The organism is Thalassolituus sp. UBA3500 (assembly GCF_002377545.1).
In the GTDB taxonomy this organism is placed as follows: domain Bacteria; phylum Pseudomonadota; class Gammaproteobacteria; order Pseudomonadales; family Oceanobacteraceae; genus Thalassolituus.
In genome coordinates, this window is the sequence record NZ_DFQB01000036.1 from 22,993 (window position 1) to 30,811 (window position 7,819).

The following is a 7,819-nucleotide window of genomic DNA, read 5'->3' on the forward strand; positions in this document are numbered from 1 at the left end:
GTTAACCCCTTAACGTTGCTCCTATGCTTTCAGAGAGGTGAGCCAAGACTGCTTCCACAGAGTTGTTCACTTCTTCATCAGTCAGAGTGCGCGAAGGATGCTGCCACGTCAAGCCCAAAGCGAGACTTTTTCTATCAGGATCAATACCTTTGCCGACATATACATCAAACAGGTTGAGCTTAGTGAGGTAATCCCCCGCTACGCTTCGGATTCCGTCGAATACCTGATCAACCTGAACTGACTGGTCTACAACCAGCGCCAGATCGCGACGCATTTCAGGGAATTTCGAGATATCACCATATGAAGGCACGGCGATATCACGAATCGCTTCAAGGTCCAGCTCCGCTACGAACAACGGCTGCTTAACCCCAACCTTTTTCTGAGTCGCTGGGTGCAATGCACCAATCCAACCAATCGGTTCGCCGTTCTTCAGAACGCGTGCCGTCTGACCTGGGTGCAGGGCAGGATGCTGAGCAGACTCGAAACGGTACGCAGAAGCATCGCCGCCACGCGCCAGAAGAGACTCGACGTCGCCTTTGAGATCAAAGAAATCGACGGGGGTTTCCTGCTCGCTCCATCCTTGAGTCAGACGGTTACCGCACACCAGCATCGCCAACGTTGGAGTCTGCTTCAGACCATCGGCTTCAGGCACAAAACGCAGGCCGGTCTCGAATAAGCGAACGCGTGGCTGCTGACGTTTCAGGTTATAACTTGCTGCCGACACCAGACCTGTCAGCAGAGTCGTGCGCATCACACCCATGTCCGCTGAAATCGGATTCAGCAGTGGCAGTGCTTCACGCTCAGGATCAAGCGCTTTCTGCAGCTCTGGTTCAACGAAGCTGTAGGTAATCGCTTCCTGATACCCGCGGGCAATGATCTGGCGGCGCAGATCACGGATTGGCATACGGGATTCAGGTGCTTTCGCCAGAGGCGTCGCTGCCGCAGGAACGCGGGTCGGCAAACGGTTATAACCGTAGATACGCGCCAGTTCTTCGATCAGGTCGGCTTCAATCGCCATATCAAAACGATACGACGGTGCTGTTACTGTCCAGCCTTCGTCGGTCGTTTTTGTATCCATACCGAGACGAACCAGAATATCTGTGACTTCATCGTCGGCCATCGTCAGACTCAGCACTTGCTCAATGCGCTTACGGCGTAGAGTAATGGTCGCTGCTTCTGGCAGTTTGTCTTCGGCAGTCACCTCTGTGACCGGGCCCGCCTGACCACCGCAGATATCAATCACGAGTTGCGTCGCACGTTCCATCGCAGTATTGGCCAGGTTGTAATCAACACCACGTTCAAAACGGTGCGAAGAATCGGTGTGCAGACCGTAGTTACGGGCACGGCCAGCAATCGCAATCGGGTTAAAGAATGCCGCTTCTAATAGCAGGTCTTGCGTGTTCTCGTTCACACCGGAGTGCTCGCCCCCCATCACACCGGCCATCGCCAGTGGTTTGGCGTGGTCAGCGATGACCAGAGTGTCTGCGTTCAGTTCAACTTCCTGACCGTCCAGCAGAGTCAGCTTTTCACCTTCTTCAGCCAGGCGAACACGAATGCCACCTTCCACCTGAGCAAGATCAAAGGCATGCATTGGCTGGCCCAGCTCAAGTAATACGTAGTTTGTAATATCCACGACAGGATCAATCGAACGGATACCGCCACGGCGCAGTTTTTCAACCATCCACAGAGGTGTTTCTGCTTTGACGTTAACGCCTTTAACAATACGACCCAGATAGCGTGGGCAGGCTTCTGCCGCAGTGACTTCGACAGACGCTTTATCGTCGATTGAAGCGGCGACGGCTGGTACCAGTGGAGGTGTCACCTCGGTACGGGTGAGTACACCAGTTTCACGCGCCAAGCCCGCAATACTGAGGCAGTCTGCACGGTTTGGCGTGAGGTCCACTTCGATCACGGTATCATCGAGGTTCAGGTACTCGCGGAAGTCAGCGCCTACTGGTGCGGAGTCTGGTAATTCCATCAGGCCGTCTGAGCTTTCTGCCATACCCAGCTCAGCTTCGGCACACAGCATACCGAACGACTCTACGCCACGCAGCTTAGCTTTCTTGATCTTAAAGCCTTTGCCGTCGTCGGTAGGAAGGACCGCACCGATCTTAGCGAAAGGAATTTTCAGACCTTCGCGCACGTTGGCAGCGCCACAAACGATCTGGAAGTTCTCGGTGCCATCAGTCACCTGACACAGGCTCAGTTTATCGGCATCCGGATGCTGTTCGCGGCTAACGACCTGCCCTACAACAATGCCGGTGAACTCACCCGCGACGGCTTCTTCGCCATCAACTTCAAGACCCGCCAGTGTCAGATGATCTACCAGTTCCTGAGTCGTGATCTCAGGGTTTACCCATTCGCGTAACCACTGTTCGCTGAATTTCATTTTCTTTATATCCCCTGAATTACTTGAACTGCTGCAGGAAGCGCAGGTCGTTTTCGAAGAACAGACGCAGGTCGTTCACGCCGTAGCGGAGCATCGCCAGACGCTCAACGCCCATACCAAAGGCGAAACCTGTGTATTCTTCAGGGTCAATGTTTACGTGTTTGAAGACTTCTGGGTGGACCATGCCGCAACCACCGACCTCAAGCCAGCGACGCTTGGTGCCTTCCGGCGTTTCAATCACCCATTCAATATCAATCTCAGCGGACGGCTCAGTGAACGGGAAGTAAGACGGACGCAGACGGATCACCAGATCACGCTCAAAGAAGACACTCAGGAATTCCTGAATCGTGCCCTTCAGATCCGCAAAGCTGATGCCTTTATCGACCAGCAGACCTTCGACCTGATGGAACATTGGCGAGTGCGTCTGATCGTAGTCGCAGCGATAAACACGCCCCGGACAGATAATGCGGATCGGCGGCTCCTGCGACTCCATTGTACGTACCTGTACCGGTGACGTATGAGTACGCAGCAAAGTACCTGCATCAAAATAGAAGGTGTCGTGCATGGCACGCGCCGGGTGATGCGATGGAATGTTCAGGGCTTCAAAGTTGTGAAAATCGTCTTCGATCTCAGGGCCTTCAGCCACCTGATAACCGGCGTTAGCAAAGAAGCCTTCAATACGCTCCAGAGTGCGTGTTACCGGATGGAGGCTGCCTTCCTGAACCGCACGGCCCGGCAGTGTCACATCAAGGGTCTCAGACGCCAGCTTGGCGTTAAGCGCTTCGCTCTCAAGCGATTCTTTGCGGGCGTTCAGAGCATCCTGAACCTTGCCACGCGCTTCATTAATCACCGCACCGACTTTCGGGCGATCTTCCGGAGCAACATTGCCCAGGTTTTTCATCAGGGCAGAGATCTCGCCCTTTTTGCCCAGATACTGAACACGTACCTGATCGAGTGCTGCCATGTCGCTCGAGGCAGCGACTGCATCCAACGCCTGCTGCGTCAGAGCCTCTAAGTTTTCCATCATGATGATCCTGAAAGGTCATTTTTTGATTAAGTGCTTACCGGAAATCCCTCCACTCCGCCTTTAAACAGCAAACTTGTTTCAAAGGAGTTCTGGTAAGCACTGAATGTATTTAAAAACACAAAAAAATAGGGGAGGTCTTTCAAAGAAAGCCACTCCCCTATCCTTTGGCCAGTCAAACTAATCACTGGCCCGGTTCCGCGTACTCAGAAGAGCGCGGTGAAATTACAGGCTGGACTTGGCTTTTTCAACCAGAGCCGCAAACGCTGCTTTTTCATTCACAGCCAGATCAGCCAGAACCTTACGGTCAATTTCAACAGTGGCTTTTTTCAGGCCATTGATGAACTTGCTGTAAGACAGACCATTCTGACGTGCACCTGCGTTAATACGCGCAATCCACAGCTGACGGAACTGACGCTTACGCTGACGACGGTCACGGTAAGCGTACTGACCTGCTTTGATTACCGCTTGCTTAGCAACGCGGAACACGCGACTGCGGGCACCGTAGTAACCTTTAGCCTGCTTCAGAATTTTTTTGTGACGACGACGAGCGACAACACCACGTTTTACACGAGCCATAATTTATCTCCTGACAGTCCGATTAAAGGTTAGGAAGCATACGAATAACGAGCTTCTTATCAGAAGCGTGCAGCTGCGACATACCACGGAGGTGACGCTTACGCTTCGTGCTCTTCTTGGTCAGGATGTGGCTGCGGAAAGCATTACGGTGCTTGAAACCGTTCGCAGTCTTTTTGAAGCGCTTCGCAGCGCCGCTCTTAGTTTTGATCTTTGGCATTTTCATACTCCTGAAAGTTATGAGACGTACAGAAACTAAGACCCTGTACAACCTCTGCCGTAATAACGCCCGCCCAATTCAGGCGAACGCAGCGTCTGGCAGAACGCACAAACCCCGGCAATCGCCGGGGTCTGCGTATTCATTTGAAAACCAGACTACTTCTTTTTCGAAGGACCGATGATCATGATCATCTGGCGACCTTCCATCTTAGGACGCTGCTCAACGCTACCCAGATCTTCAAGATCTTTCTCAACGCGCATCATCAGTTCCATACCCAGGTTCTGGTGAGCCATCTCACGACCGCGGAAACGCAGCGATACTTTTGCTTTGTTACCCGCTTCGAGGAAGCGCTTCAGATTACGCAGTTTAATCTGGTAGTCGCCTTCTTCCGTACCCGGACGGAATTTGACTTCCTTAATCTGCACCTGGTGCTGTTTCTTTTTGGCTTCTGCTTTCTGCTTCTTCTCTTCGTAGAGCTTCTTGCCGAAGTCCATGACCTTACAGACGATCGGATCGCCGTCTGAAATCTGTACCAGATCCAGCTCGGCTTCTTCCGCAGCCGCAAGGGCTTCGCGTAAAGTGACGACGCCTACTTGCTCGCCGTCTGCTCCGATTAACCGGACTTCGTTTGCACGAATCTGGTCGTTAATGGGTGCACGGTTATCACGTGCTCCTCTTCTATTATCGCGTCTGATGATCAGTTCTCCATTCCAAACCGGCCGCGCTCAGCGATCGCCCTGTCAAGGACGGCGATCAACTCATCGATACTCATAGCACCGAGGTCTTCACCCGTGCGGGTGCGAACTGCGACAGTGTTTGTTTCTTTTTCTTTATCCCCTACCACCAACTGGAAAGGGACCTTGTGTAAAGTATGCTCGCGGATTTTAAAGCCGATCTTCTCATTTCTCAAGTCCGCATCTGCTCTGAAGCCCGCTGCTTTCAGTTTTTCGGCAACTTCACGGCAATATTCTGCCTGGCTATCAGTAATATTCAGGACAGAAACCTGCTTTGGAGCAAGCCATGGCGGCATTGCACCTGCGTAATGTTCAATCAGAATACCGACAAACCGCTCGAAGGAACCAAGAATAGCACGGTGCAACATGACCGGCGTCTTACGTTCGCCGTCTTCATCAACAAACTGGGCGCCGAGACGCTCAGGCAGCATGAAGTCGAGCTGAATAGTGCCGCACTGCCATACACGGCCAATGCAGTCACGCAGAGAAAATTCGATCTTAGGGCCGTAGAAGGCACCTTCGCCCGGTTGTAGCTCCCAATCCAGACCGGCATCGTTCAGAGCATCTTCGAGAGCAGCTTCTGCTTCATCCCAAAGAGACTCTTCACCAATACGACCTTCTGGGCGGGTCGAAAGTTTCATTTCGACATTATCGAAGCCGAAGTCTTTGTACACATCCAGAGTCAGCTTGATGAAATCAGAAGCTTCCTGACGGATCTGGCTGTTTGAGCAGAATATGTGTGCATCGTCCTGAGTAAAGCCGCGCACACGCATGATGCCATGCAGCGCACCCGAAGGCTCATTACGGTGGCAGCAACCAAACTCGGCCAGGCGCAGTGGCAGCTCACGGTAAGACTTCAGCCCCTGGTTGAACACCTGAATATGACACGGGCAGTTCATCGGCTTAACGGCGTAGCTGCGCTTCTCGGACTCAGTAGTGAACATGGCGTCTGAGTAATGTTCCCAGTGGCCAGACTTCTCCCAGAGAGTGCGGTCTACAACCTGTGGCGTTTTGATCTCCTGATAACCGGCGTCGTTCTGAACTTTACGCATGTACTGTTCAAGTACCTGATAAATCGTCCAGCCGTTCGGGTGCCAGAACACCATGCCCGGTGCTTCTTCCTGCAGGTGGAACAGATCCAGCTGCTTCGCCAGCTTACGGTGGTCGCGCTTTTCAGCTTCTTCGAGACGCTGAAGGTACGCCTTCATGTCTTTTTTGTCGTTCCACGCAGTACCGTAGATACGCTGCAACTGAGCATTCTGTGAATCACCGCGCCAGTAGGCACCTGAGACACGCTGCAGTTTGAAGATACGCATAACCCGCGTGTTCGGGACGTGCGGTCCACGACACATGTCGGTGTATTCTTCATGGTGATACAGGCCAACCGCCTCTTCACCTTTGCTGATCAGGTCATCGATCAGCTCGACCTTGTAATCTTCCTCGCGATCAACAAACACACGACGCGCTTCTTTGATCGGCGTCATCTTCTTGATGACGTCATAATCTTTCTTAATCAGCTCTTTAACGCGCTTCTCGATGGCTTCAACGTCTTCCGGTGTAAATGGACGCTCAAAATCGATGTCGTAATAGAAGCCGTTATCGATCACCGGGCCAATCGCCATCTTAGCGCTTGGATACAGCTGCTTAACGGCATGACCAACGAGGTGAGCGAATGAGTGACGGATAACTTCCAGACCTTCTTCATCGCGACCTGTGATCAGCGTGACATCGGAATCGCGAGTGATCAGTTCACAGGCATCAACCAGTTCACCATTAATACGACCACACACGGTCGCTTTGGCGAGACCGGGGCCGATATCTTCGGCGACTTGCATCAGGGTAACGGGTTGATCGAACTCGCGTTTGGAGCCATCAGGAAGGGTAATAACAGGCATAGTAAATCCTTGTCAGTGGTGGCCCCCACGACAGGCCACGTGAATGTAAAGACCGGGTACTCTACAGGCCGGAAAAAGCCGTGTAAACAGTTGATGGCTGCGGCTTTGACCAAGGCATTATGTGAGCTTGAATTCTGCCCGCCACTTGCCCGGTGTTTTGCCCGTCGCTTTGCGAAAAGCCCGGTTAAAAGGCGCCTGCTCCGAGTAGCCAAGCAGCAGCGCAATTTCACTGAGGGTCAGGTGCTGATCACGAAGGTAGACCTGAGCCAGCTCTACCCTGACCCGCCCCAGCAGATCCCTGAAGCCAATACCCGACTGACGCAACCTGCGCAGCAATGTGCGTTCTGACATCGCCAGACGTGAGGCAATTGCGCTCTGGTCAGCCTCACCCAGCGGTAGGCGCTCAATCATCAGTTGCCTTACGGTGTCCGCAAACCGCCCAAGATCAGGCATGTTGGCGAGTGCTGTGGTTGCCTTATCATTCAATGCCCTGAACGCTGCATCGTCGTGACCGACCAAAGGCATAGTCAGTACACTGGCATCAAACCAGAGTGCATTCGCACTGGCGTTCAATATCAGTGTGCCACCCAGGTACTCCTCGAACAGATCAGCAGCTGGCAAGTCACTCCACCAGCTTTCTGCACGCTCTATTACAAGATCGCTCTGCCCCGTCATTCGTCGCAAAAAAGTAACGAAGCCCCCAAGAATCACTTCATCCGATAAACGCGTAGAACCGCCAAAGCTGGTATCCCACACTAATCCAGCGAGGCCGCCTCTCAATTCGAGTCGTGCCTTAGGGCCTTCATAGAGCAAAGTCTGGAACCGCTCGAAATATTGAAAGGCCTCCAAAACCGTCTGGCACGATAAGGTCAGATAACCAATAACGCCAACATGCTCAGGCCCGACTCGCTTCGCAAGGTCAACGCCGACAGATGACGTTCCAACTCCTGCTTGCACGCTGTCCAGCAGCGACCACCACTC

7 protein-coding genes are annotated in these 7,819 nt (G+C 52.9%); all 7 read right to left on the bottom strand.

Annotation, left to right across the window (positions count from 1 at the left end; all coding sequences use genetic code 11):
- Position 1: 1 nt before the first annotated feature.
- A complete protein-coding gene (gene pheT, locus B2R29_RS09460; protein ID WP_301180831.1) occupies positions 2–2,389 on the bottom strand; it encodes a phenylalanine--tRNA ligase subunit beta in 2,388 nt (795 codons plus the stop codon).
- A 19-nt stretch (positions 2,390–2,408) separates the two neighbouring features.
- Positions 2,409–3,413 carry a phenylalanine--tRNA ligase subunit alpha gene (pheS, locus tag B2R29_RS09465; RefSeq protein ID WP_301180844.1) on the bottom strand — a complete coding sequence of 335 codons (1,005 nt, stop codon included), beginning with the start codon at positions 3,411–3,413 and terminating at the stop codon, positions 2,409–2,411.
- A gap of 225 nt (positions 3,414–3,638) precedes the next feature.
- Positions 3,639–3,992: a 50S ribosomal protein L20 gene (rplT, locus tag B2R29_RS09470; protein WP_068435564.1), complete on the bottom strand. Its 354-nt coding sequence runs from the start codon at positions 3,990–3,992 to the stop codon at positions 3,639–3,641.
- A gap of 22 nt (positions 3,993–4,014) precedes the next feature.
- Entirely contained in the window at positions 4,015–4,209 is a 195-nt protein-coding gene (rpmI, locus tag B2R29_RS09475) for a 50S ribosomal protein L35 (protein ID WP_221794585.1), read from the bottom strand.
- A 155-nt stretch (positions 4,210–4,364) separates the two neighbouring features.
- Positions 4,365–4,904, bottom strand: coding sequence for a translation initiation factor IF-3 (gene infC / locus B2R29_RS09480; RefSeq protein WP_374047326.1), 540 nt, complete (start codon positions 4,902–4,904; stop codon positions 4,365–4,367).
- Between the two features lie 2 nt (positions 4,905–4,906).
- On the bottom strand, positions 4,907–6,838 hold the full coding sequence (gene thrS / locus B2R29_RS09485; protein WP_301180832.1) for a threonine--tRNA ligase: 1,932 nt from the start codon (positions 6,836–6,838) through the stop codon (positions 4,907–4,909).
- 117 nt (positions 6,839–6,955) lie between these two features.
- Positions 6,956–7,819 (bottom strand): helix-turn-helix domain-containing protein (locus B2R29_RS09490; RefSeq protein ID WP_301180833.1); only part of this gene is annotated, 864 nt, incomplete at its 5' end.